Source organism: Streptomyces rishiriensis (assembly GCF_030815485.1).
Lineage (GTDB): Bacteria > Actinomycetota > Actinomycetes > Streptomycetales > Streptomycetaceae > Streptomyces > Streptomyces rishiriensis_A.
This window is the reverse complement of record NZ_JAUSWV010000002.1, coordinates 4,291,941-4,314,417: the sequence shown is the minus strand read 5'-3', so window position 1 is coordinate 4,314,417 and position 22,477 is coordinate 4,291,941. Positions and strand designations below refer to the sequence as shown.

Genomic DNA, 22,477 nt, shown 5'->3' with positions numbered 1-22,477 from the left:
CCTGATCAGGTCATGACGTCGTGCTGCCTACCGAGCATCGGCTGAGGCGGCGCGAGGACTTCGCGACCGCTGTACGACGGGGTCGTCGGGCCGGTCGCCCGACCCTCGTGGTTCATCTTCGAAGCGGTGCCACGGACCCGCACGCGCCTGGGGAGAGCGCTCCCCCGACGCGTGCGGGTTTCGTCGTGAGCAAGGCTGTGGGCGGCGCGGTGGTGCGCAACAAGGTGAAGCGCAGACTGCGTCATCTGATGCGCGACCGAGTCACCCTGTTTCCCCCCGGTAGCCTGGTAGTCGTACGGGCGTTGCCCGGGGCGGGCGACGCCGACCACGCACAGCTGGCCCAAGACCTGGATGCCGCCCTTCAACGGCTACTGGGAGGGGGCGCGCGATGAAGTACCCGCTGCTGGCTCTGATCAAGCTCTACCAGTGGACGATCAGTCCGTTGCTCGGGCCGGTGTGCAAGTACTACCCGTCGTGCTCCCACTACGGCTACACGGCCATCGACCGGCACGGCGCGATCAAGGGAACGGCACTTACCGCCTGGCGGATCCTGCGGTGCAATCCGTGGTCGCTCGGCGGCGTGGACCATGTTCCGCCGCGCAAGCGCCCGCGGTGGCACGAAATGTTGCGTGACGCCTGGCGTACACGCAGGGGCGGGCCCTCCGCCGCCGAAACGGCCACCGAAGAGAACCTTCCTTCTCCTTCGAGCCCGGCCGCAGAGACACCGTCCCATGCCCAAGGAGCATGATTAGTGGACACGATTGCCAGCCTCTTCAGCTTCATCACGACACCTGTCTCCTGGGTCATCGTCCAGTTCCACAGGGTGTACGGCGCCATCTTCGGCCCCGACACCGGGTGGGCCTGGGGCCTGTCCATCGTGTCCCTGGTGATTCTGATCCGGATCTGCCTGATCCCGCTCTTTGTGAAGCAGATCAAGGCGACGCGGGCCATGCAGACGCTGCAGCCCGAGATGAAGAAGATCCAGGAGCGCTACAAGAACGACAAGCAGCGCCAGTCCGAAGAGATGATGAAGCTGTACAAGGAGACGGGCACCAACCCGCTCTCCTCGTGCCTTCCCATCCTGGCGCAGTCGCCCTTCTTCTTCGCCCTCTACCACGTGCTCAACGGCATCGCCAACGGTGACACCATTGGCGTGATCAACGAGAGCCTCCTGGCGAGCGCGCAGAAGGCGCACATCTTCGGCGCCCCGCTGGCCGCGAAGTTCACGGACAGCGCCTCGGACCTGGTGCCGTTCGACGCCTCGCTGACCAACGTCCGTATCGTCACGGCGATCATGATCGTCATGATGTCGGCGTCGCAGTTCTTCACGCAGCGTCAGCTCATGACGAAGAACGTCGACACCTCGGTGAAGACGCCGTTCATGCAGCAGCAGAAGATGCTGATGTACGTCTTCCCGGTCATGTTCGCCGTCTTCGGCATCAACTTCCCCGTCGGTGTCCTCGTCTACTGGCTGACCACCAACGTGTGGACCATGGGCCAGCAGATGTACGTGATCCGCAACAACCCGACGCCGGGTTCCAAGGCTCAGGCCGCTTACCTGGAGCGCCTGTACAAGCACGTCACGCACCACGGCAAGACCCGCAGCCGCGGCGAGCGGGCCATCGTCAAGGCCATCGTGGCCAAGGGCCGTGACCGCAACGACGCCGAGCGCAAGTTCATCAACGGTCTGACCAAGGTGGGCTTCGCCGCCCAGGCGGACGGCACGGTGATCAAGAGCGAGGCCCAGGCCGCGGTCCAGGCCGAGGACGGCACGCCGACGAGTGCGGCCGCCGCCAGGCGGCAGCAGCCCAAGCGGCAGTCGAAGTCGCAGCGCCAGTCCGCGGCCCCGGCGAAGGGTGCCGGCGAGACGATCTCGCTGAGCAAGTCCGACGAGCCGGAGGACACCAAGGCCTCCGGAGCCGCTGACACGGCCGCCAAGCCGGCCGCTCCCAAGTCCGGTGGCGGAGGTCGCAGCAAGGCCCAGTCCGGGCAGCGCAAGGGCGGCCCGCAGCGCCCCAAGTCCCCGTCCAAGAAGTAAGAAGGAGCTCATCCCGTGACGGAAGGCACCACCTCCGCCGCCGCCGAGGGTGCAGACACCCTGTCCCGCCTGGAGCAGGAGGGCGAGATCGCGGCGGACTACCTCGAGGGTCTGCTGGACATCGCCGATCTCGACGGCGACATCGACATGGACGTCGAGGCCGACCGCGCCTCTGTGTCGATCATCAGCGATGAGGGCACTCGTGACCTGTCGAAGCTGGTCGGCCGGGACGGTGAGGTGTTGGAGGCGCTCCAGGAACTCACGCGCCTGGCCGTGCACCGGGAGACCGGCGACCGCAGCCGGTTGATGCTGGACATCGCGGGCTACCGTGCCCAGAAGCGCACCGAGCTCTCCGAGCTGGGTGCCAAGGCAGCGGCGGACGCGAAGAACAGCGGTGAGCCGGTGAAGCTGAGGCCGATGACACCCTTCGAGCGCAAGGTCGTCCACGACGCGGTCAAGGTCGCGGGCCTGCGGAGCGAGTCCGAGGGCGAGGAGCCGCAGCGCTTCGTCGTCGTCCTGCCCAACTGATTCGGTACGTACGTGTCTCCGGCCCCGTCTGTTGCGCAGACGGGGCCGATCTTTGTCAGCCCGGTAGTTCTGGTGGTCGGCGCTCGAAGCGCTGATGCGGTACGGAAGGACGGTCCCCGTGACGGAGGCAGCGGAGCTCCCGCCTGCGCCTGAGGTGGCACGAGAGGTATTCGGTGATCGCTTCGGTGATGCGGTCCGATACGCCGAGCTCCTGGCCGAGGCGGGTGTGCAGCGTGGGCTCATCGGTCCACGCGAGGTGCCCCGCCTCTGGGAGCGGCACATGTTGAACTGCGCGGTGCTCTCCGAGGTGGTGCCCGAGGGTGTGACCGTCTGTGACGTCGGTTCGGGTGCCGGCCTGCCCGGCATTCCCCTGGCACTCGTGCGGGAGGATCTGAAGATCACCCTGCTGGAGCCGCTCCTGCGACGGACCAACTTCCTCACCGAAGTCGTCGAGCTCCTTGGCCTCGACCATGTGACGGTCGCGCGTGGCCGTGCCGAGGAGGTCATGGGAACGATGCCGCCGGTGCATGTGGTGACCGCCCGCGCCGTGGCGCCGCTGGATCGTCTGGCCACCTGGGGCATCCCGCTGCTGCGTCCCTACGGCGAGATGCTGGCCCTCAAGGGAGACACCGCCGAAGAGGAGCTGAAGAGCGCCTCCACGGCTCTGAGCAAGCTCGGAGCCGTAGGCACCTCGATCCTGCAGGTCGGTGAGGGCGTGGTGGATCCGCTGTCCACGGTGGTACGGGTCGAGGTAGGGGAGAGCCCGGGCGGTGTGAGGTTCGCCGCCAAACGTGCCAAGGCGGCTAGGACCAGTCGCACGCGCCGACGGCGCTGAGACGTACTCCACACAAGCTGCCAAACCCACGCATCACGGAGTGTCGCGAGGGGTCCGGCCGTCGGCGCTGTGCATCGTGTTTCACGTGAAACGTCGCTCTCTGCTCCACGGCATCATCAGCCGCGGCCGCGCCGCAGCCGAACCCCGCGACCGTAAGCCTCTCGGTTCACTCGATGAGGGACGGGAGTTGTCCACAGAGGTGGATTTCTCCACAGAACAACAGGCCTCACTGGTTCATGACCCCGAAGGCATGGGAGGCTCTGTTCATTGCGAGCCTGAAGTCGAGGAGAGTGAATCCTTGCGGTCCGACGCCAACATCGCGGGACCGATGACCGATCCGGTCCCCGGTCCCCGTACCGAGTCCTACGGGGAGGATGTTTCACGTGAAACACCGCCCCCGATGGACGACACCCCGATCGGTCGTGCTGCCCAACTCGCGGTAGAGGCTCTGGGCCGGGCCGGCGAGGGCCTGCCGCGTCCTGAGCAGACCCGTGTGATCGTCGTCGCCAACCAGAAGGGCGGGGTGGGCAAGACGACGACGACCGTCAATCTTGCCGCGTCTCTGGCCCTGCACGGTGGCCGGGTCCTGGTGGTCGACCTCGACCCCCAGGGCAACGCGTCCACCGCCCTGGGTATCGACCACCATGCCGAGGTTCCATCCATCTATGACGTGCTGGTCGACAGTCGTCCGCTCGCGGAAGTCGTGCAGCCTGTCCCCGATGTAGAAGGCCTCTTCTGCGCTCCCGCCACGATCGATCTCGCCGGCGCGGAGATCGAGTTGGTGTCCCTGGTGGCACGCGAGAGCCGCCTTCAGCGGGCGATCCAGGCTTACGAGCAGCCGCTGGACTACATCCTTATCGACTGCCCGCCGTCTCTCGGCCTGCTGACGGTCAACGCGATGGTGGCCGGTGCCGAGGTCCTCATTCCGATCCAGTGCGAGTACTACGCGCTGGAGGGTCTGGGGCAGTTGCTGCGCAACGTCGACCTGGTGCGGGGGCACCTCAACCCCACCCTGCATGTGTCGACCATTCTGCTCACCATGTACGACGGCCGGACGCGCCTCGCGTCGCAGGTCGCGGAGGAGGTGCGCACCCACTTCGTCGAGGAGGTGCTGCGGACGAGCATTCCCCGCTCCGTCCGTATCTCCGAGGCGCCGAGCTACGGACAGACGGTGCTGACCTACGATCCGGGATCGAGCGGTGCTCTCTCCTACCTTGAGGCAGCACGAGAGTTGGCGCTGAGGGGTGTTGGCGTCAGCTATGACGCGACACACGCCCATATCGGCGCCCAGAACAACCCGAACATGGTGGAGGGCATTCAGTGAGTGAGCGACGGAGGGGGCTGGGCCGCGGACTTGGCGCACTGATCCCGGCTGCCCCGACGGAGAAGACACCGGCGCAGGCCGCGCTGGGAGGCGGAGGATCCATGTCCCCCGCAGCCGTGCCGGTTCTGACGACCGACCGCGGGGTCGCCGCGGCGAAGGTGGCCGCGCTGCTGCCTGTTTCACGTGAAACGGAGGATTTGTCGACGAACGGCTCCGTGGAGATGCCCGCGCCGCCCATTGGCGCACACTTCGCCGAGATCCCCCTCGACCACATCGCGCCCAACCCGCGTCAGCCTCGTGAGGTCTTCGACGAGGACGCGCTGCACGAGCTCATCACCTCCATCAAGGAGGTCGGTCTGCTCCAGCCGGTCGTCGTACGTCAGCTGGGCCCCGCCCGCTACGAGCTCATCATGGGCGAGCGGCGCTTCCGGGCCTGCCGCGAGGCCGGCCTGGAGGCGATCCCCGCGATCGTCCGGGCCACGGACGACGAGAAGCTTCTCCTGGACGCCCTTCTGGAGAACCTTCACCGGGCCCAGCTGAACCCGCTGGAAGAGGCTGCCGCCTACGACCAGCTGCTGAAGGACTTCAACTGCACGCATGACCAGCTGGCGGACCGCATCGGTCGATCCCGTCCGCAGGTCTCCAACACACTGCGTCTGCTCAAGCTCTCGTCGGCGGTCCAGCGACGGGTCGCGGCCGGGGTGCTCTCCGCCGGTCATGCCCGGGCGCTTCTCTCGGTCGATGACTCGGAGGAGCAGGACCGGCTGGCCCACCGCATCGTGGCCGAGGGACTCTCGGTACGAGCCGTCGAGGAGATCGTCACCCTCATGGGCTCGCGTCCGCAGACGGCTCAGCGTGCCAAGGGGCCGAGGGCCGGCGGCCGGGTTTCCCCGGCGCTGACCGACCTCGCGACTCGGCTCTCTGACCGCTTCGAAACCCGGGTGAAGGTCGACCTGGGGCAGAAGAAGGGCAAGATCACCGTCGAGTTCGCCTCCATGGAAGACCTGGAGCGGATCCTCGACTCGCTGGCGCCCGGCGAAGGCCCCGTCCTGCAGAAGGGCCTCGTGGAGGGCGACGCCGAGGAGCCGGAAGACTGAGCCGCTGCCCGGCCGAGCGTGTGCCGGACGGGGGACCGGTGAGCGAGCCGTGTCCGGTGTGTACCGGAACACGGCTCGCTTCTTCCTTTCAGGCATTATCGATGGAATCGCATCGTGGATACGATGCGAGGGGGTTGTGGCGCATCCACCTGGCAGTACCTCGGAGCAGGAGGCGAGGGCCATGCGAACGATGAGCCGGACCGGACTGGTGAGCGCCGGACTGGGACTGGGCGCGGTCGGCGGCTTCGTCGGCAGCCTGCTCAGGGAACGCAGCGCTCTGACAGCCGCTCGCGACGCCGCGAGCGAAGGAAGCGAGGAACAGCCTTCATGGGGCGTCGGCTCGTACCGCTCACGCTGGACAACCTTCAAGACCTTCCCAAACGCTGTCGGGCGTGTGTCTTCTGGGAGCTGGACCCCGTCAGCAGTGCGGCCGCGGTAAGGGCGGGCACGCCCGCTCTGGAGAAGGAGTCCTGGATCTCCGCTGTCCTGCTGGACTGGGGATCGTGCGGCCGGGTCGTCTATGTGGATGACGTTCCCGTGGGGTTCGTGCTCTACGCGCCGCCCGCCTACGTTCCCCGCTCCACGGCGTTCCCCACGAGCCCTGTATCGCCGGATGCCGTGCAGTTGATGACCGCGTTCATCATGCCGGGCTACCAGGGGCAGGGGCTGGGCCGTGTGATGGTTCAGACGGTCGCCAAGGATCTCCTGCGGCGGGGCTTCAAAGCGATCGAGGCATTCGGCGACGCACGCTGGAAAGAGCCGGCCTGTGTGCTCCCGGCCGACCATCTGCTGGCGGTGGGCTTCAAGACGGTGCGTCCTCATCCCGCTCACCCTCGGATGAGGCTGGAGCTGCGGACCACCCTCTCCTGGAAGGAGGACGTGGAGATGGCGCTCGACCGGTTGCTGGGGGCGGTCCAGAAGGAGCCGGCGCTGCGCCCGCTCTGACGCCTCAGGCAAGGCAATGGGCCAGCCCTTGTGGGCCGGCCCATTGGTGTTTCACGTGAAACATCGGCCGTCGGTGGGACGGCTCAGTGCGTCGTCACTCGGAGATGAAGGTCTCCAGGTCGCGGACGAGCGCGGCCTTCGGCTTGGCACCGACGATGGTCTTGGCGACCTCGCCGCCCTGGTACACGTTCAGCGTCGGGATGGACATGACGCCGTACTTGGCGGCCGTCCCCGGGTTCTCGTCGATGTTGAGCTTGACGACCTCGATCTTGTCGCCGTGCTCGGCGGCGATGGCCTCGAGCGAAGGGGCGATCTGACGGCACGGCCCGCACCACGCGGCCCAGAAGTCCACCAGGACGGGCTTGTCGCTCTTGAGGACGACCTCTTCGAAGTCGGCGTCGGTCACATTCTTCAGGGTGCCGGCCACAGGGGGCTCCTTAATTCTTGGGCGGTGGGGCGGGGAGAGGGTCAGACGGCGGTCTTCTCGGGCTCGGCCTGCTCCTCGTCGGCGAGGGCGGCGAGGTAGCGCTCGGCGTCGAGAGCGGCGGAGCAGCCGGTGCCGGCCGCGGTGATCGCCTGGCGGTAGGTGTGGTCGACCACGTCGCCGGCGCCGAAGACACCGGTCATGTTCGTCCGAGTGGAGGGCGCGGCGACCTTCAGGTAGCCCTCCTCGTCCAGGTCGAGCTGCCCCTTGAAGAGCTCGGTACGCGGGTCGTGGCCGATCGCGATGAACAGGCCGGTCACCGGGAGGTCGGAGAGTTCGCCCGTCTTGAGGTTGCGCAGCTTCAGCCCGGCCAGCTTCGGGTCACCCTGGATCTCGGCGACCTCGCTGTCCCAGACGAACTTGATCTTGGGGTCGGCGAAGGCACGCTCCTGCATCGCCTTGGAGGCGCGCAGGGTGTCCCGGCGGTGGACGATCGTCACGGACTTGGCGAACCGGGAGAGGAAGGTGGCCTCCTCCATCGCGGTGTCGCCACCGCCGATCACGGCGATGTCCTGGTCCTTGAAGAAGAACCCGTCACAGGTGGCGCACCAGGAGACACCGCGACCCGAGAGGGCGTCCTCGTTCGGCAGGCCGAGCTTGCGGTGCTGGGAGCCCGTGGTCACGATGACGGCCTTGGCACGGTGGATCGTGCCCGCGGTGTCCGTGACGGTCTTGATCTCACCCGTGAGGTCGACGGAGACGATGTCGTCGGGGATCAGCTCGGCGCCGAAGCGCTCGGCCTGGGCGCGCATGTTGTCCATGAGCTCCGGGCCCATGATGCCGTCCTGGAAGCCGGGGAAGTTCTCCACCTCGGTGGTGTTCATCAGAGCGCCGCCCGCGGTGACGGCTCCTTCGAACACGAGCGGCTTCAGCGACGCGCGCGCGGTGTACAGCGCCGCGGTGTAGCCGGCGGGCCCGGAGCCGATGATGATCACGTTACGGACGTCGCTCACGGCTTGTTTCCTCGTCTCTGGACTGCATCGGTTGAGCGGTGGGAGCTACTTGGACTCTCACCCCACCCAACGGATCCTAAGGGGCGTGCATTCCCGGTGTGTCCGGGCACACGGAGGGACGCCACCGTAGGGAATGTCAGGGGCATACGACGCGACAGCGAGAGGGGTCGTCGCCCGTCAGTGACGTGGGTAGGAGCGCGTCAGCAAGACCTTCGCCGGACTCGAGGCCGGATGATCCACACACGTCTTGTCCATGACGTAGGCGTCGATCCGCGTACTGTCGGACGTGTCCGGCAGCACGACCAGAAGAGCGTCCGTCCCCTGGTACGTGCCTTCCTCTACGGCGAGCGCCGCATCGCTGCGTCCGATGCCCTGCTGGACGCACGAGGGCACCACGGGCTGCCGGAAGAGCTGGGGTGGTCCGCCACTGGGGGATGCGACGCCGGACTCTTGAATGCCCAGGCTGTGTGAGCCCCGGGTGTCGGTGGTCTTGGCGAGGAGATCGGTGACCCGACCCTCCAGCCCGCTCGCGAAGAAGGTGTCGGGGCCGGCCGACTGATGAGCCGAAGTACCCGGCCCCCCGCCGTCCGTGAGCGACGACACCAGGACTGAGCCGAGCCCCAGTGCCGCGGCGGTGAGGACCGCCCCGAGGACAGCGATCTTGCGGCGGCCGCCCCGCCGACGCTCCTTACGCCCAGGGCCGGTGGTGGCGTGGGCGCGCCCGGCGGGCCGGTCCGTCGCTGTCGTTGTTTCACGTGAAACATGGAGCGCGTCGGCGTCGCTCGTGAGTGCATCGGCCGTTGGCGAGGCGTCCGCGTTCTCCGGCGCCGTGGAGTTCAGCAGCGCTTCGGCGGCGAGTGCCGCATCGATGCGGTGGGCGACATCGTCCGGCATGCGCGGTGGGCCGGGGAGGGTGCCGAGAAGGCCGCGGATCTCCTCGAGCGACGCATGGACATCCGCGCAGAGCTCGCAGGCTTCCAGATGTCGCCGCACATCGCCGCTCCGGGAGGGAGCGAGCAGTCCCTCGGTGAGGTCGGAGATCTCCGCGACGTCCGGGTGCCCGGTCGTGTCCTTCGTCGAGGTCACGCTCGTCCACCTCCGCCCTTCACAGCAGCTGAATCGCCTGTCCCGGCGTTGCCCGGCTCCTCGTCCCGAGGTTCCGCTGCCGGTGGGACGGATGTCCCCTGCACCCGGTTCCGTCCTGTGCCCTTTTCTCTCTCGCCGCCGAGGGAGTCCGGTCGCAGATGGGTGAGGAGCGGCAGCAGTCTTGCTCGTCCTCGGGCGCAGCGGCTCTTCACCGTGCCGGTCGGCACGTCGAGCACGCGGGCAGCCTCGGCGACCGGGTAGCCCTGCATGTCCACGAGGACGAGGGCGGCTCGCTGGTCGGGAGGGAGAGTGCCGAGCGCTTCGAGGAGCTGGCGATGCAGGTCGTTGCGTTCGGCCGGGGCGGACGCGGGCTCGTGTGGCTCGAGCAGCTGCTCCAGCCGCTCGGTGTCGTCGACCGGGGAGGTCTTACGGGAAGCCGCTTTGCGGGCACGGTCCAGGCAGGCGTTCACCGTGATGCGGTGCAGCCAGGTCGTGACGGCGGACTGGCCGCGGAAGGTGTGGGCGGCCCGATAGGCGGACACGAGGGCGTCCTGGACGGCGTCAGCGGCCTCCTCGCGGTCCCCCAGCGTGCGCAGGGCCACCGCCCAGAGTCGGTCGCGGTGACGCCGTACCAGCTCGCCGAAGGCTTCGTGGTCGCCCTCTACGTGGCGGGTGAGGAGGTCCTGGTCGCTCGCTCCGTCGTATCCGGCGCCTTCCGCCATCGGACCCCCTCCCCCTTCGGTGAGACGTCAGCCCGTGAACTTCACGTCGGTGATGGCCTGCTTGTAGCCCTCGCGACTGTACTCATCCTGCCCGGAGCGCGGCGCGGCGGTGATCCATACGAGGACGTACCGGGTCTTCACCGGTGTCTTGGCGGAGATCTTCAGCTCCTGCCCGGACGTCTGAGCGCCGGCGATCTTCGTCATGGACGTGAGGGGCGCCGACGACGAGAGCGAATCGGCCGCGTAGAGGCTCACGGCGGTGTAGGAACCGCTGTAGTGAAGCCCTATCGAGGCTACCGAGACGCTCTTCGCGGAGCCGAGGTCGTAGACGATGCCCACCCCCTTCTTGAACGGCGCGAGCACGGGCCCGCCGTCGAAGGAGTACGACCGCCAGTACGTGGAGCTGTCGTCGTCGTAGGTGAGCTTCGCGTCCTCGGGGTGCTGGGGCTTGCCGTCCGGGTAGTACTCGGCGGCATCGTGGATCTTGAGCGTCGTGACCGGCTTGGGCGCCGCGCTGTTCTTGTCGCCGTCCTCGGTCGTCTGCGTCTGGTTCGTGTCGTCGGACTGGCTCTGGTCCATCAGAGCGTCCGCCAGTTGCCAGCTGCCCAGACCGAGGGCGGCGATGAGGAGGGCGGAGACCGCCCACTTCAGCGCCTTGCCGGTGCGACTCTGCAGCGGGGGCGGGGCCGTCGGCACCTGCTGGGTGACACCCGGGTGCGGCGCGGGACGGCCGTAGGTGCCCTGCTGGTACGTCGTGCGCTGGTATTCGGGCGGGGCGGTGAAGGCGGGCTCCGGCGGGCGGATGCGGGGCATCTCACCGATGGCCTTCACCAGCTCCTCCGGCGTCGCGCAGGCAGCCTCGTGCCGGGAGGCGGTCGCACCGTCGTTGACGAGGGCGCGCATCGACAGCTCCGACAGGCCCCGGTGAACGCCTGCGCGCACCTGGTCGGGGGCGATCAGCCCGATGTCCTTGGGCAGCCCCGAGAGGCCGTAGGCGTCGTTCTCGTACGGCCAGCGTTGGGTCAGCGCCGCGTAGAGCAAGGCGCCGATCGCCTCGGTGTCGGTGCGCTGAGGCTTGTCGGTGGTGACACCGCGCAGGGCGGCATTCACCGCGAGGCCGCGGATGCGCCACTGACCCGAGGAGGTACGCAGAACGGCGTTGGGGTTCAGACGCAGATGCGCCAGGCCTTCGCGGTGGGCGGCGGCCATGGCGGAGGCGATCTGACTCACCATCTGGTAGGCGTCGTGCGGCTCCAGCGGGCCGGCCGCGAGCAACGCGGTCAGCTCGGTGGCGTCGGGCAACCACTCATGGACCACGTAGACGAGGTCGTTCTCCTCGACGGCGTCCAGTACTTGGACGAAGCGGGGATCTCCGAGCAGGGCCGAGGAGCGGGCCGCTGCCAGCACCGAACGGGCCCGGGTGTGGTCCGCGGGCAGGATGTGGACGCCGACGGCACGACGGAGTTTCTCGTCGACCGCACGCCAACTGCTGAAACCGTCCAGACGGGTGACGCACTCTTCGAGGCGATAGCGTCTGGCGAGCTTGTGACCGCTGTGCAGTTCCGGCGGTGAGGCCTTCCCGGGACGCTCCGCCCCGCCGCTCCCCTGTGCCTCGTCGCTGTCCGTGTCCTGCTCCCGGTTCGTGACCACCCCGTCGGCCGTGGACTGGTCCGCTTGTGCGGTCAGCGGCTTGTCACCGCTGTTGTCTGCCACGTCGACGGCAGCTGTGCTCCGTTCTGCCACCGTCGTTCCTGCCTCCCCATTCAGTGCGCGCCGTCCGGCTTCGTGCGCGCCGTCCGACGCCGAACCCAATTGTGCCCACAGTCCGACGCTATGCACGACACACGGCGGTGGACGATGGTTGTGCGCCTACCCCGTGTCTCAGCGCCCCAGGCGTCCGCGGACCATGCCGACGAGTGAATTGAGCTCCTCGATGCGCATGCGGCGGGCGGCGACGAAGAAGATGCCGAGCAACAGGATCCCGCCGGCCAGCAGCGCGGCGAAGGAACCCAGGACCCCCTGGCCCAGGCTGTGACCGATGCCGTAGCAGGCCACGCCACTGATCAGGGCGGCCGGAACGGAGGCGATGCACAGGCGGGCGTAGGTCCGCAGGACATGGGAGCCGTCGAGGTCACCGCCGAGCCGCTTGCGCAGCCTGTTCCAGGCGACGCCGACGCCGATCGCGTACGCCAGGCCGTAGGAGGCCGCCATGCCGACTACGGCCCAGCGGGCGGGCAGAACGAAGTAACAGAGCGCCGACGCGCTCGCGTTGACCGCGGCCACGATGACCGTGTTGTAGAAGGGAGTCCGGGTGTCCTCGTAGGCGTAGAAGGCGCGCAGGACGACGTACTGCACGGAGTAGGGGATCAGACCGAGGCCGAAGGCCATCAGCATGAAGCCCATGTTCGTGGCTTCGCTGGTGCCGGAGGAACCGAAGATCAGCGTGCACATCGGGATGCCGAGTGCGAGGAAGCCGAAGGCGATCGGGACAATCGCGACGGCCGTGGTGCGCAGACCCTGCGAGATGTCGTCGCGGACCGCGCCGGCGTCGCCCTCGGCCGCCGAGCGGGAGATGCGGGGCAGCAGCGCGGCCATCAGGGAGACGGTGATGATGGCCTGGGGCAGTCCCCAGATCAGCTGGGCGTTGGCGTACGCCGAGAAGCCGGTGCCGTCGACCGGCGAGTCCTTGCCCGCGGACGTGGACAGCTGGGTGACGACGAGCGCGCCCGCCTGGTTGGCCAGCACGAACAGCACGGTCCACTTGGCGAGGGTCGCCGCCTTGCCGAGGCCGTGGCCCTTCCAGTCGAAGCGCAGTCGCAGTCGGAACCCGGTCTCCCGCAGGTACGGGATCATGGCGAGCGCCTGCACGACCAGGCCGAGCAGGATTCCGATGCCGAGGAGCCGCTCACCCTCCGGCGGGATGGTCGTGACCTTCATGCCGGAGTCGGCGGAGGTGCCGTAGACCCAGATGAACATGCCCAGCGTCACGATGATGACGATGTTGTTCAGGACCGGCGTCCACATCATCGCGCCGAACTTGCCGCGCGCGTTGAGGATCTGTCCCATCACCACGTGGACGCCCATGAAGAAGATCGAGGGCAGGAAGTAGCGGACGAAGGTGACGCCGACCTCGTTGGCCGCCGGGTTGCTGGCGACCGAGTCGGACAGGAGGCGGATCAGGACGGGCGCCGCGAAGACCGCTGCGACCGTGAGCAGGCCGAGCGCCACCATGACCAGCGTGAGCAGGCGGTTGGCGTACGCCTCGCCGCCGTCCTCGTCCTCCTTCATGGCGCGCACGAGTTGCGGAACGAAGACCGAGTTGAGGCCGCCGCCGACGGTCAGGATGTAGATCATCGTGGGCAGCTGGTAGGCGACCTGGAAGGTGTCGCCGAGCAGACCGACACCCAGCGCCGAGACGATCAGCGCGGAGCGGACGAAGCCGGTGAGGCGGGACACCATCGTGCCCGCCGCCATGACGGCGCTGGACTTCAGCAGGCCGCCGGCGCGTCCGCCCTTCTTCGCGGCAGGGGCGGCCGCGGCGGGGGGCGCGGCCGGCGTGGCGGTGAGGTTCATGGTCTGGTCGGACGCGGACGAGGCATCCATCGGGGCCTGGTACGCCGGAACCGCTCCCTGTCCCCCGGGAGCGGGCGTCGGGCCGGGCACCGACGGCGAGTCCGCGGAGCGGGCGCCGGCCTGTTGCTGGTCCCGGAAGAGGTGGGCGAAGGCGTCGGGCTGGTGCTGCTCCTCGCCGGAGTGCGTCACCAGGTCGTCCACGCCCACGAACTGCGTCGTACGGGGGTCGTCGCCGTAGGGCAGGTACTGGGTGGGGCCCTCCGGCTCGGGCGCCGGGGTCTGGGCCCATACCCGCGGGTCGGGGGCGTACGGAGACTGCGGGGGCCGTCCGTAGAGCGGCTGCTGCGGCTGCTGCATGCCCGGCGGCGGCGGGGGGTGCGCGGCACGGTCATAGAGCGCCTCGGCGACCGGGTCCTGCGCGGTGAGGTCCTGGGACCGGTAGGGGTCCTGGTCGTAGGCGTCCTGGAGGTACATGTCCGCGGGGTGCTGCGGCGGCACCTGGCCATGCTCGGGCGGCGGGCCCTCGGGGTGGCCCGAGCCGCCCGCGGCCTGGCCGCGGTCACCGTCGTACGGCGCGTTCATGGTTACCCCACCTCATCGTCCCGGGCCGACCGGCCACGACATCCTCAACGGTCCACTCTCTCACCCGTGCCGGACGGGTCTGTGCTTTCCACTGCGGTGTCCGGTGTCTCGTCACTCGGCTGCTCCGGGTCGGCTGTTCCCGCTCGGCCGCCGGACTTCTTCTCGGGACGGTTCGTGTGGTTCCCGGCGTTCTCCGGGCCGTCGGCGGGCTGGCCCGCCTCACCCGCCTCGTCCGGACCGTCCTCGCCGTCCTCGCCGTCCTCGTCGGTCGCGTCGGACTCTTCGGCTTCCCGGGCCGCGGCACGCTTGCGCTGGGTGTACATGCGGAAGCCGGCCAGCACGAGCAGCAGGACGCCGCCGCCGATGACCAGCATCACCGTGGCGGTGATCTCGGTGACCCGCACGTCGAAGGCGACCTCTTCGCCGTACTTCTGGCCGTCCTCGGTGTACAGCTGGGCGACCACCGTCGTCTGGCCGTTGACCTTGGCGGACGTGGTGAACTTCACCGTCGTGGTGTGCCCGCCGGAGACCGTCACGCGCTGCTCGGCGTAGGCCTCGTCGGAGATCTCGAGGCGGGTCGGGTTCTTGGAGGTGAGCCGGAGGACCAGATGGTCGACGCCCTGCACCAGGTTGTTCTGCACGGTCACCGGGATCGTGGCGCTTCGGCCGGAGAGCTTGGTCTCCGACTTGTCGATCAGCTTGACCTGGCCGGTGAGGGTGTCGAGATAGGCCTGCACGCCCTGGCGGAACGAACTCGCGGCGGTGTTCCGGCCCCGCCAGGACGTGGACATCTCCCGGTTTATGGCCCGCCCGAAGGGGGTCACCACCCGCGCCTCGTTGGCGAGGATCACCTTGAAGTTGTCGAGCTTGTCCTGCGTGTACGCGATCTGCTCGAAGGCCGAACGGGGCAGCTCCTGCTTGCGCAGCGAGGACGGGTACGCCGACCTCGACGGCACCTTCGTCGTGGCGTCCGGGTCGGGTTTGGCCTTGGCGGCCGCCGCGAGCTGCTGCGACTGCGACCAGGTGCCGCCCTGGAGCGTGGTGACGGCCTCCGCCAGCGCCCGGGCCTGGGTCGTGGTCGGCATGCGCTGCGGGGCGACGACGACACTGCGCTGCTTGCCGGTCTGAAGGTTCAGGGCCAGGCTCTGGGCGAGGAACTCCTGCACCGCGAGCGTGGAGGTGGACGCATTCGTCAGATCGCCCTGGAACGCCGTCGACAGCCGGGCGTCCGCGACCACCGCCGTGGTGCCGCCGCCGATGGGCCGGGCCGCGGACGGGGTGTAGGTGAGATCGCCGTTCTCCGTCAGGCTGTCGCCGCGCGCGATGACCTTGTCGGCGCCCGCCGAGGTGGCGACCTTGACGATCGACGGGTCGACGGCGCCGTCCACCGGCCAGGCGAAGTCCGTGTTCGGGGTCACATGGAGCACGGTCTCCACGGTGGTGGCGGCGACGTCGGTGGCCGCCTTGAGCTGGCTCAGCGAGCCGGCGACACCGGTGCCGTTGTGGGCGAGCGAGGCCAGGTCGGGATCGGCGAACGGCAGCGCCACGACCTCCTTGCCGAGCACCGCGTTCTGGAGCTCGTGGAGCCACTGCTTGGCGACCGCCTGGTGGGTGCCGGCCGTGGTGGTGTCCCCGTCGCCCCGGACGCGGTAGGTGCCGGTCATGGCGTCGACGGACGCCAGCAGGTCCGGGTCGATCACCCAGGTGACGTCCAGCTCCTTGCCCAGGCTCAGAAGCTGCTCCAGGCGGCCGCCGGGAGAGAGCTCCTTGGCCAGGTCGTCGTTGAGGAAGACCGGCGTCTGCTGGGCGTTCGAACCGGTCTCCGCCGACATGTGGACGCTGGAGACCAGCGGCCACAGCACCGTCGTCCTGGTGGGGGCGTCCGCCTCGTCGGGCTGCCACGGCAGAAAGGTCCGCTGGACGCCCAGCACCCGCTCCCACGGCTGCGCGGCCGTCTCACCCGAGAGGGAGACACCGAGCGGGTAGACGCCGTCGTCGTCCAGGTCGAGCTTGCCGACCGGGACGGAGATGCTGAAGTGCTCGGAGACGCCCGGTGTGAGCTTGGCGAACTCGGCGACGTATTTGCCGCCCACCTCGGAGCCGTCGTCGCCGGAGAGGGCGTCCGCGCGCTTGGCGGCACTGTCGATCGCCGAGCGGGTGGTGAGCGCGGATCCCACTCCCAGACCCACGTGGGCGTCGGTGACCGCCTGCTTGCCGTTGTTCGTGACCGTGCCGGAGACCGTCAGGGTGTCCCCGTCGGTGGGAGCGGCGGGGCTGAGGGAGTCGACGGTGACAGCCACGGTGCCGGCGTCGGAGGCCTCCTTTGCGGACGCCTGGCCGGCGGCCTGCGCGGGGGCGGCGGGCAGCTGGAGCAGACCGGCCAGCAGGGGCGCCCCGGCGAGCAGTGTGCCGGTGCGCCGCAGCCACCGGCGGGCAGGTGAGGGAGTCATCCCCGGAAAGTCTGCCGCCTCGGCCACGCGTTCGCCCGTCCCTCGTCGTCGTCAGTGGTCGTCGGAATGTGCGTCCACGCATCGTAACGATGCGCGCTGAGGGGAAGTGCCGCGGACTGCTCCACAAGATCGTGGAAGCCGGTCGGATCGTCCGCTATCGGCGGGTATGAGGAGAACAGGAGGTCTATGCGTTAAGGGCCGTCCTGCCCGGCTAACAGAGATGATGTCCGCGCACTCTAAATCGGGGCGCCCCCGATCGGCCGGGCCACGTACCCTCTTCTGTTGTGCCGAACGCCAACGAAGACAATCTCAGCGTCCTGAGCCAGGTGCAGCATCGCGCGGTCAGTGAACTGCTGCGGGTCGCCCCTGTCGCCGATGACCTAGCCCGCCGCTTCCAGGAGGCCGGGTTCTCTCTCGCCCTGGTCGGCGGCTCGGTCCGGGACGCGCTGCTCGGCCGGCTCGGCAACGATCTGGACTTCACCACGGACGCGCGACCCGAGGACGTCCTGAAGATCGTCCGGCCATGGGCGGACGCCGTGTGGGAGGTCGGGATCGCGTTCGGCACCGTCGGGGTCCAGAAGGACGCCCGCGTCGGAGACGTTGATCGATGCTTCCAGATCGAGGTCACCACCTACCGGTCCGAGGCCTACGACCGCACCTCGCGCAAGCCCGAGGTGTCGTACGGCGACTCCATCGAGCAGGACCTCGTCCGTCGGGACTTCACCGTGAACGCCATGGCCGTGGCGCTTCCCGAGAAGGAGTTCATCGACCCGCACGGTGGCCTCGAGGACCTCGCGGCCCGCGTGCTGCGCACCCCGGGCACGCCGGAGGAGTCCTTCTCGGACGACCCCCTGCGGATGATGCGCGCCGCCCGCTTCGCCGCCCAGCTCGACTTCGAGGTCGACCCCGAGGTGGTCACGGCGATGAAGGAGATGGCCGGCCGCATCGAGATCGTCTCGGCCGAGCGGGTACGGGACGAGCTGAACAAGCTGATCCTGTCCGCACACCCGCGCAAGGGGCTGGCGCTGCTGGTCGACACCGGCATCGCCGACCATGTGCTGCCCGAGCTGCCCGCCCTGCGGCTGGAGAGCGACGAGCACCACCGGCACAAGGACGTCTACGAGCACACCCTGATCGTCCTCGAGCAGGCCATCGCCCTGGAGGAGAACGGCCCCGACCTCACGCTGCGGCTGGCCGCGCTGCTGCACGACATCGGCAAGCCGCGCACCCGGCGCTTCGAGAACGACGGCCGCGTCTCGTTCCACCACCACGAGGTGGTCGGAATGAAGATGACGAAGAAGCGCATGACGGCGCTGAAGTACTCCAACGAGTTGGTGAAGGACGTCTCCCGGCTGGTCGAACTCCACCTGCGCTTCCACGGGTACGGCACCGGCGAGTGGACGGACTCCGCGGTGCGTCGCTATGTGCGGGACGCCGGACCGCTCCTCGACCGCCTGCACAAGCTGACCCGCTCGGACTGCACGACGCGGAACAAGCGCAGGGCGGCTGCGCTCTCGCGTGCGTATGACGGGCTGGAGGAGCGCATCGTCCAGCTGAAGGAGCGGGAAGAGCTGGACGCGATCCGCCCCGACCTGGACGGCAACCAGATCATGGAGATCCTGGGGGTCGGCCCCGGGCCTGCCATCGGGAAGGCGTACAAGCACCTGTTGGAACTGCGCCTGGAGCATGGACCGATGGAGTACGACGCGGCGGTGGCGGCGCTCAAGGAGTGGTGGTCCGCACAGGACTGACTCTGTGAAACGGGGGTCATGTTTCACGTGAAACATGACCCCCGCGACACGACAGGCGCACATGCGAAGGGGCGGTGTTTCACGTGAAACACCGCCCCTGACTGCAACTGCCCTACTTCTTGTAGTCCTTCAGGCAGAGCAGGAAGTTACTGCTGCCACCGGTCTCGGTGTACTGGTACTGGTAGTCCTTGGCCTGCTCTGCGCACTTGCTGTCGGCCGTGACCTGCGTGTACGTACCCTTGATCTTCGCCAGCACGATGTACTGAGCCTGCGAGGAGTCGCACTTGACGACCTCGAGGTCGGGATTGTCGTCGCTGCTGCTGCCGCGGTGCATGCAGTCGCCGACCGCCGCCGTGTTGGCGTCATCCTTGTTGGATATGTAGACGCCGATGCCCACGCCGATGACCGCGAGAACGATGACGACGTTCTTGATCAGCTTGAAGCCGACCTTGCGGCGGGGCTGCTCCGGCGGGACCGCACCGTAGGGAGCGGCGCCCGGCTGCGGGTAGCCGGGCTGCGGCGGGTACGGCGCCTGGCCCTGGGGCTGGCCGTAGGGCTGCTGGCCCTGCTGCGCGAACGGGTTCTGGCCCTGGGGCGGCGGAGTCGACACTTGGGGTCCCCCTAGAAAACTTAGACGTGTGGCGCGAAATCACTCGCGAAGTAAGACGCACGTAAGTTACCGGGCCCCACTGACAACCCCGTAGCCGAAGGGGAGTCTGTGTCATTGATGTGACACTCGCCGACTTTCAAAGCGGGTCATAGCGGCAGCAATTACGCCGTAGATAACGGCGATCGTGACCACCAATGCGGTGGAACGTCCGTCAGGCGGCAGCATCAGAGCGGCGACAGCGGCGGCGCCTACGAAGGCTACGTTGAACAGGACGTCGTAGAGAGAGAAGATCCGGCCGCGGAAGCCGTCCTGCACGGACGACTGGACGATGGTGTCGGTGGCGATCTTCGCGCCCTGGGTGACCAGCCCCAGCACGAACGCCGCGAAGAACGTGGTGAGCTGGGTGAACGGCGGCATGAGGGCGAGCACCAGGACCGCGGCGGCCGCGGAGCAGACGACGATCCAGCGGGCCGGGCCCAGCCGTCCGGCAGCCGCGGGAGTGACCACCGCGGCGACGAAGAAGCCCACCCCGGACACCCCTGCGGCCAGCCCCAGCAGGGCCAGTCCGTCGGCCGGGTCGGACGACCAGGCGTACCGGCACAGCATCAGCACCATGACGGTCAGGGCGCCGTAGGAGAACCGCATCAGGGAGATCGCGCCGAGCGCCCAGGCGGCCTCCCGGCGTTCGGGCTCGACCAGGTGGCGCAGGCCCGCCGACAGGCCGCGGGCGGTGCCGCTGAGCGCGCTCGCCAGCCGGGGCCAGACCTGATCAGGGTCGGGTCCGAGCAGATCCGCCGCCATGGTCAGGGAGGCGAGCGCCGCGGACAGGTACAGCGCGCAGCCCAGCAGCACCACCGCGGCGTCGGAGTCCGCGATCACCAGCCGGACGACGAAGGCGAGACCACCGCCCGCGACCGCGGCGAGCGTTCCGGCGGTCGGGGAGAGGGAGTTGGCCATGACCAGGCGCTCGCCGTCGACGACGCGTGGCAGAGCCGCCGACAGGCCCGCGAGGACGAAGCGGTTGACCGCGGTGACACACAGAGCGGAGACGTAGAAGAGCCAGTCGGGGACATGGCTGATCATCAGGACGGCCGTCACGGACGCCAGCAGGGCGCGCAGCAGGTTGCCGTGGAGGAAGACCTGTCGGCGCCGCCAGCGGTCCAGCAGGACACCGGCGAAGGGGCCGACGAGCGAGTACGGCAACAGCAGGACCGCCATGGCGGAGGCGATCGCGCCGGCCGAGGTCTGTTTCTCCGGGGAGAAGACGACGTAAGTGGCGAGCGCGACCTGGTAGACGCCGTCCGCGCACTGGGAGAGCAGCCGCACCGCGAGCAGCCGCCGGAAGTTCCCGAAGCGCAGCAGGACGCGCAGATCACGGACGACGGCCATGGGGGACAGCCTCACATACGGGGAGGGTCCCCGGGTCAGGCGACCCGGGGACCCTCCTCAGCCCTGGCAGGAGCGAATTTTCCGTGCGCGTCGAGTCAGCGCTCGACCTCACCGCGGATGAACTTCTCGACGTTCGCGTACGCCTCGTCGTCGAAGTACTGGACCGGCGGGGACTTCATGAAGTACGAGGACGCGGACAGGATCGGGCCACCGATGCCGCGGTCCTTGGCGATCTTCGCGGCGCGCAGGGCGTCGATGATGACGCCCGCGGAGTTCGGGGAGTCCCAGACCTCGAGCTTGTACTCCAGGTTCAGCGGGACGTCACCGAACGCACGGCCCTCGAGGCGGACATACGCCCACTTGCGGTCGTCGAGCCAGGCCACGTAGTCCGACGGACCGATGTGGACGTTCTTCGCGCCCATGTCGCGGTCGGGGATCTGCGAGGTGACGGCCTGCGTCTTCGAGATCTTCTTGGACTCGAGGCGGTCGCGCTCCAGCATGTTCTTGAAGTCCATGTTGCCGCCGACGTTGAGCTGCATGGTGCGCTCGAGCCGGACACCGCGGTCCTCGAACAGCTTCGCCATCACACGGTGCGTGATGGTGGCGCCGACCTGGGACTTGATGTCGTCGCCGACGATCGGGACGCCCGCCTCGGTGAACTTGTCCGCCCACTCCTTGGTACCGGCGATGAAGACCGGAAGGGCGTTGACGAACGCGACCTTGGCGTCGATGGCGGCCTGGGCGTAGAACTTCGCCGCGTTCTCGGAACCGACGGGCAGGTAGCAGACGAGGACGTCGACCTGGCGGTCCTTGAGGATCTGGACGACGTCCACCGGGGCCTCGGCGGACTCCTCGATGGTCTCGCGGTAGTACTTGCCGAGACCGTCCAGCGTGTGGCCGCGCTGAACCGTGATGCCCTTGTTCGGGACGTCGCAGATCTTGATGGTGTTGTTCTCGCTGGCACCGATGGCGTCCGAGAGGTCGAGGCCGACCTTCTTCGCGTCGACGTCGAAGGCGGCGACGAACTCGACGTCACCGACGTGGTAGTCGCCGAACTGCACGTGCATCAGACCCGGGACCTTGGACGCCGGATCGGCGTCCTTGTAGTACTCGACGCCCTGAACCAGCGAGGCGGCGCAGTTTCCGACGCCGACGATGGCTACGCGAACCGAACCCATTCCGGTTGCTCCCTGTGTGTACGAGTGAGGCCCTGAACGGGCGCTCACGTGGCGGTTTCGTCGGGCAGATCCGTCCCGGGGGTGTCCCCGGGGCGGGGCAGGCCGCCCGTCGATCCAGATGTGGTGTTCTGTTGAGCGGGCCCCCCGGAGGCGGAACCTGTCAGGTCCCGTCCGGCCCGCTCGCTCTCGATGAGCTCGTTCAGCCAGCGCACTTCGCGCTCCACGGACTCCATACCGTGGCGCTGGAGCTCAAGCGTGTAGTCGTCGAGGCGCTCCCGGGTGCGCGCCAGGGAGGCGCGCATCTTCTCGAGACGCTCCTCCAGCCGGCTGCGGCGGCCCTCGAGTACGCGCATGCGGACATCGCGTGACGTCTGCCCGAAGAAGGCGAAGCGAGCGGCGAAGTGTTCGTCCTCGTACGCGTCGGGGCCCGTCTGCGAGAGCAGCTCCTCGAAGTGCTCCTTACCCTCCGCCGTCAACCGGTAGACGATCTTGGCGCGACGCCCTGCGAGTGGAGCGGCGAGGGCGTCTTCGTGGGTGTTTCCCGGCTCCTCGATCAACCAGCCGTTGGTGACCAGCGTCTTGAGGCAGGGATAGAGCGTGCCGTAGCTGAACGCACGGAACACACCCAGTGACGTATTGAGTCGTTTGCGCAGCTCATAGCCGTGCATCGGGGACTCACGGAGAAGACCGAGGACGGCGAACTCAAGGATTCCGGCACGCCGGCTCATCGTCGCCTCCTCTCGGTCTTATGTCGCGCTGATGTATCGACTCGATACATCACGACGATAGAACGGCCTTCCGGATGCGACAAGGGGGGAAAGGGTGAACGGGATCACATCACCGATTCGTTGAGGGCAAGTTGCCTGGTTTGGTATGAACTTCGGGCCGAGGCGGGTTTTGACGGTGCGTAGTCTGTGCGCCATGCACACCAC

At 68.3% G+C, this 22,477-nt stretch carries 20 protein-coding genes; 9 read left to right on the top strand and 11 right to left on the bottom strand.

What is annotated here, in order from left to right:
• Positions 1–20: 20 nt before the first annotated feature.
• The 8 genes from rnpA (at position 21) to QF030_RS21630 (ending at position 6,767) form a co-directional block, all read left to right on the top strand.
• Positions 21–392, top strand: coding sequence for a ribonuclease P protein component (gene rnpA / locus QF030_RS21665; RefSeq protein WP_078615780.1), 372 nt, complete (start codon positions 21–23; stop codon positions 390–392).
• Positions 389–748: a membrane protein insertion efficiency factor YidD gene (yidD, locus tag QF030_RS21660; protein WP_307164309.1), complete on the top strand. Its 360-nt coding sequence runs from the start codon at positions 389–391 to the stop codon at positions 746–748. The genes rnpA and yidD overlap by 4 nt, the downstream gene beginning before the upstream one ends.
• Positions 749–751: 3 nt before the next feature.
• Entirely contained in the window at positions 752–2,038 is a 1,287-nt protein-coding gene (gene yidC, locus QF030_RS21655) for a membrane protein insertase YidC (RefSeq protein WP_307164308.1), read from the top strand.
• 15 nt (positions 2,039–2,053) lie between these two features.
• Positions 2,054–2,566, top strand: coding sequence for a Jag family protein (locus QF030_RS21650; RefSeq protein WP_307164307.1), 513 nt, complete (start codon positions 2,054–2,056; stop codon positions 2,564–2,566).
• A gap of 118 nt (positions 2,567–2,684) precedes the next feature.
• Positions 2,685–3,401: a 16S rRNA (guanine(527)-N(7))-methyltransferase RsmG gene (gene rsmG / locus QF030_RS21645; RefSeq protein ID WP_307164306.1), complete on the top strand. Its 717-nt coding sequence runs from the start codon at positions 2,685–2,687 to the stop codon at positions 3,399–3,401.
• Positions 3,402–3,651: 250 nt separating this feature from the next.
• The gene (locus tag QF030_RS21640; RefSeq protein WP_307167645.1) at positions 3,652–4,725 is read left to right on the top strand and encodes an AAA family ATPase; all 1,074 of its coding nucleotides are present in this window, start codon (positions 3,652–3,654) and stop codon (positions 4,723–4,725) included.
• Positions 4,722–5,822 (top strand): ParB/RepB/Spo0J family partition protein, encoded by a 1,101-nt coding sequence (locus QF030_RS21635; RefSeq protein WP_307164305.1) that lies wholly within the window; start codon positions 4,722–4,724, stop codon positions 5,820–5,822. Before QF030_RS21640 ends, QF030_RS21635 begins: the two co-directional genes overlap by 4 nt.
• A gap of 327 nt (positions 5,823–6,149) precedes the next feature.
• Entirely contained in the window at positions 6,150–6,767 is a 618-nt protein-coding gene (locus tag QF030_RS21630; protein WP_054242119.1) for a GNAT family N-acetyltransferase, read from the top strand.
• A gap of 94 nt (positions 6,768–6,861) precedes the next feature.
• Here QF030_RS21630 and trxA read toward each other — a convergent pair whose 3' ends face one another.
• The 7 genes from trxA to QF030_RS21595 form a co-directional block, all read right to left on the bottom strand.
• Complete coding sequence (gene trxA / locus QF030_RS21625) at positions 6,862–7,194, bottom strand: thioredoxin (protein ID WP_062644855.1); 333 nt, start codon at positions 7,192–7,194, stop codon at positions 6,862–6,864.
• Positions 7,195–7,235: 41 nt separating this feature from the next.
• Positions 7,236–8,204 carry a thioredoxin-disulfide reductase gene (trxB, locus tag QF030_RS21620; RefSeq protein ID WP_307164304.1) on the bottom strand — a complete coding sequence of 323 codons (969 nt, stop codon included), beginning with the start codon at positions 8,202–8,204 and terminating at the stop codon, positions 7,236–7,238.
• A gap of 177 nt (positions 8,205–8,381) precedes the next feature.
• The gene (locus QF030_RS21615) at positions 8,382–9,290 is read right to left on the bottom strand and encodes a hypothetical protein (protein WP_307164303.1); all 909 of its coding nucleotides are present in this window, start codon (positions 9,288–9,290) and stop codon (positions 8,382–8,384) included.
• Positions 9,287–10,012 (bottom strand): RNA polymerase sigma factor SigM, encoded by a 726-nt coding sequence (gene sigM / locus QF030_RS21610; protein WP_307164302.1) that lies wholly within the window; start codon positions 10,010–10,012, stop codon positions 9,287–9,289. Before sigM ends, QF030_RS21615 begins: the two co-directional genes overlap by 4 nt.
• Before the next feature lie 27 nt (positions 10,013–10,039).
• Entirely contained in the window at positions 10,040–11,755 is a 1,716-nt protein-coding gene (locus tag QF030_RS21605) for a protein kinase family protein (protein WP_307164301.1), read from the bottom strand.
• Positions 11,756–11,893: 138 nt separating this feature from the next.
• Entirely contained in the window at positions 11,894–14,167 is a 2,274-nt protein-coding gene (gene murJ, locus QF030_RS21600) for a murein biosynthesis integral membrane protein MurJ (protein WP_307164300.1), read from the bottom strand.
• A 44-nt stretch (positions 14,168–14,211) separates the two neighbouring features.
• A complete protein-coding gene (locus tag QF030_RS21595) occupies positions 14,212–16,644 on the bottom strand; it encodes a DUF6049 family protein (protein WP_307164299.1) in 2,433 nt (810 codons plus the stop codon).
• A 257-nt stretch (positions 16,645–16,901) separates the two neighbouring features.
• On the opposite strand from QF030_RS21595, the gene QF030_RS21590 reads away from it, so the two are divergent.
• Complete coding sequence (locus QF030_RS21590; protein WP_307164298.1) at positions 16,902–18,368, top strand: CCA tRNA nucleotidyltransferase; 1,467 nt, start codon at positions 16,902–16,904, stop codon at positions 18,366–18,368.
• 112 nt (positions 18,369–18,480) lie between these two features.
• Here the strand turns inward: QF030_RS21590 and QF030_RS21585 are convergent, their stop codons facing one another.
• From QF030_RS21585 to QF030_RS21570, 4 genes are all read right to left on the bottom strand, one after another.
• Entirely contained in the window at positions 18,481–18,978 is a 498-nt protein-coding gene (locus QF030_RS21585) for an LppU/SCO3897 family protein (protein WP_307164297.1), read from the bottom strand.
• 111 nt (positions 18,979–19,089) lie between these two features.
• Positions 19,090–20,367 (bottom strand): MFS transporter, encoded by a 1,278-nt coding sequence (locus QF030_RS21580; RefSeq protein ID WP_307164296.1) that lies wholly within the window; start codon positions 20,365–20,367, stop codon positions 19,090–19,092.
• Between the two features lie 95 nt (positions 20,368–20,462).
• Positions 20,463–21,545 carry an inositol-3-phosphate synthase gene (locus QF030_RS21575; RefSeq protein ID WP_307164295.1) on the bottom strand — a complete coding sequence of 361 codons (1,083 nt, stop codon included), beginning with the start codon at positions 21,543–21,545 and terminating at the stop codon, positions 20,463–20,465.
• A 44-nt stretch (positions 21,546–21,589) separates the two neighbouring features.
• The gene (locus QF030_RS21570; protein ID WP_307164294.1) at positions 21,590–22,273 is read right to left on the bottom strand and encodes a PadR family transcriptional regulator; all 684 of its coding nucleotides are present in this window, start codon (positions 22,271–22,273) and stop codon (positions 21,590–21,592) included.
• Between the last annotated feature and the right edge of the window lie 204 nt (positions 22,274–22,477).